The organism is Bradyrhizobium mercantei (assembly GCF_001982635.1).
Taxonomy (GTDB): Bacteria; Pseudomonadota; Alphaproteobacteria; order Rhizobiales; family Xanthobacteraceae; genus Bradyrhizobium; species Bradyrhizobium mercantei.
In genome coordinates this window covers 1-1,652 of the sequence record NZ_MKFI01000027.1, presented here as the reverse complement: position 1 = coordinate 1,652, position 1,652 = coordinate 1, and the positions used below count along the sequence as shown (strand labels likewise).

The following is a 1,652-nucleotide window of genomic DNA, read 5'->3' as shown; positions in this document are numbered from 1 at the left end:
GCCCAGGCCGACGTACACCGTGGCCGGCAGGTCCGCCAGGTCCCGCTCGTAGCGCAGGAACCCGCTGGGCAGCGTCTCGTTGCGGCGTTTGCCGGCCGTGGGGTTGGGCTTGGCCATCATCATGGACCCGCTGCTGCGCCGGAAGTCCTTGGCCGAGGCCCAGTCCACCCGCGCGCCGCCGATGACGCGGCTGTCCTGCGTGGCGTGCCAGGTCAGTTCGCCGAACAGGCCGGTGTTGGCGAAGCTCGCGTCCTTGACCCAGTTCTGGGAGCGGTACGAGACCGTGTCCGTGCCGCTGCGCGAGCGGTGCCGGCTCTGCTGGAAATCCAGCCCGGTCACCAGGCCCAGGTCCGGCGCCAGGTTCCAGGTGCCGGCGATGCGGCCGCCCCCGGTGGCGCGATCCACGTCCGAGGCCATCGCCATCGGCATCATGCCGTGCGGGTCCGGCGTGCGCAGCGTGTAGTTGTCCATCACGTGATCGGCGTAGTTGTAGTAGAGCTGCGCCTCCAGCTTGTCCAGCAGGCCGCCCAGGTTGCGCTTCTCGAAGCGCAGGCCGAAGCTTTCGCGCTTGAACTGCGAGCCGTCCATGCCGCGCCCGGCGTAGCGCGCGTTGCCATCGCCGGTGCCGGCGGTCAGCTCGTACAGCGTGTCGGCGTCGGGCGTGAAACCCAGCGCCAGGTCGGCGTTCCACTTGTCCCAGCGCGACGGCACCTTGTTGCCGTCGCCGTCCTTGTAGTCCTGGGCATGCGAATGGTTGGCGGTGATGCGGGTGTAGACCTTGTCGTTGCCCACGGTCAGGTCGGCGGCCTGGTCGTTGCGGCCGTTTGATCCGCCCACCAGGCTGCCGTCGAAGCGCACGCCGGGCTCGGTGAAACGCGGCGTGTCGCGGTCGAAGCGGATGGTGCCGGCCGAGGCGCCCGGCCCCCACAGCACCGTCTGCGGGCCCTTGATGACGGTCAGCTTGTCGAAGTTCTCGGGCGAGATGTACGAGCTGGGCGCGTCCATGCGCGCCGGGCAGGCGCCGGGCATGGAGGTGCCGTTGGTCAGGATGTTCAGGCGCGAGCCGAACATGCCGCGCAGCACCGGATCGCCGTTGGTGCCGCCGTTGCGGATGGCCGAAAAGCCGGGAATGGTCTTGAGGTAGTCGGTGCCGTCGCTGGCCGGCAGCGGCTGGCGCGGGATCTTCGGGTCGGTCGTGAAGGTCAGCGGCGCGCTCGGGGCGACGCCGGTGATCACCACCGGATCGGTGGTGGTGATGGCGTCGGCGCCGGTGGCCTGCGGCCAGGCGGGAAACGACGCGGCCAGGGCGGTGGCCAGGCAGGTTGCCCGCAGGATGTCCTTGTTCTTGTGCATGAGAGTCTCTGGATCTGAACGGGCTGGACGCGCGCGCGACCGCGCGGGCCGCAAGCAAGGCGCGCCAGCAACAACGGAAACGGGTGGGGTTCAGGCCAGGACGGGCGGCGCGCGCGACTGCCGTGGCAATCGCGCCTGCGCGCTGGAGAAATGGATGTCGACGGTGGGCGCCGGCAGCGCCTGCCGCACCAGGGGTAGGCGCCAGGCCAGCGGCGGCAGCCCTGACAACGCGGCGGCGCCGAGCATGGCGCAGCCGGCGAAACAGCAATGCGGCAAGGCGCCGCTGTGTTGTTGCGCGT

General features: G+C 70.4%; 1 protein-coding gene and 1 pseudogene. Both read right to left on the bottom strand.

What is annotated here, in order from left to right:
• Positions 1-1,353: TonB-dependent copper receptor (locus BI327_RS40635; protein WP_076867236.1), on the bottom strand; the 1,353-nt coding region annotated here is incomplete at its 3' end.
• 90 nt (positions 1,354-1,443) lie between these two features.
• Positions 1,444-1,652 (bottom strand): annotated as a pseudogene (locus tag BI327_RS40630) (hypothetical protein); the annotation flags it as partial.